This is a genomic window from Aquabacter sp. DMC10 (assembly GCF_056314145.1).
Genome location: NZ_JBQUYX010000018.1, coordinates 1 through 846, shown reverse-complemented (window position 1 = coordinate 846; position 846 = coordinate 1). Strand labels below are relative to the sequence as shown.

Genomic DNA, 846 nt, shown 5'->3' with positions numbered 1-846 from the left:
CTAGGGCTAAAACCCAATCAAGCCCTTGATCTGGAATTCCTGTCGTGATTCAACCTTCTAACCGAAGGAGTTTGGGTGATGGCAGGCGAATTCTGGCTGAGTGATCTCCAGTGGGCTGCGATCGAACCGCACCTTCCCCGTAATCGCCCTGGCGCCCGCCGAGTTGATGACCGTCGCGTGCTAAGCGGTATCATTCACGTCCTTAAGTCGGGATGCCGCTGGCAAGATTGCCCGGCGATCTACGGCCCACCGACGACCATCTACAATCGGTTTCATCGCTGGTCCGCCCGGGGATTATGGCAGCGCCTATTTCAGGCGCTCGTCGTCGTCACGCCGGATGACGTGCAGATGATCGACAGCACGACGGCCAAAGCTCACCGCTCTGCAGGTGGGGGAAAAGGGGGGAGGCGGCACAAGCGGTTGGTCGTTCGCGTGGCGGACGCACCACCAAAATCCATGCCGTCGTCGACGGCTGCGGGCGCCCCATCGCCTTCGAAATAACGGCAGGCCAATTGGGTGATGTGAGGGCGGCCGCCGTTCTGCTGGCACCGCTGCCTCCGGGACGTATGTGTGCCGCCGACACCGCCTACGACAGCAATGGGCTTCGCCAGTTTCTGGTGAATCGCGGCACCATGCCTGTGATTCCGAACAATAAAACCCGGAAACACCGGCACCCCTTCGACCCGGTCGCCTACAAGCAGCGCAACCTCATCGAGCGCATGTTCTGTCGCCTCAAGGATTTTCGACGCATCGCCACCCGCTACGACAAGCTCGCCGTGAACTTCGCTGCCGCCGTCTCGCTCGCCGCTATCGTCACCTGGTGGGCCTGATTGAGTCTGGAGCCTA

At 61.0% G+C, this 846-nt stretch carries 1 protein-coding gene; it reads left to right on the top strand.

Annotated elements, in window-relative coordinates; all coding sequences use genetic code 11:
- The first annotated feature begins 78 nt into the window (after positions 1-78).
- Positions 79-830 (top strand): IS5 family transposase gene (locus tag ACT54L_RS24920; RefSeq protein WP_476088355.1). Its coding sequence is split into 2 segments (ribosomal slippage): positions 79-412 and positions 412-830, totalling 753 coding nucleotides; the frame shifts between segments, so codons are not numbered across the junction.
- Positions 831-846 lie beyond the last annotated feature (16 nt).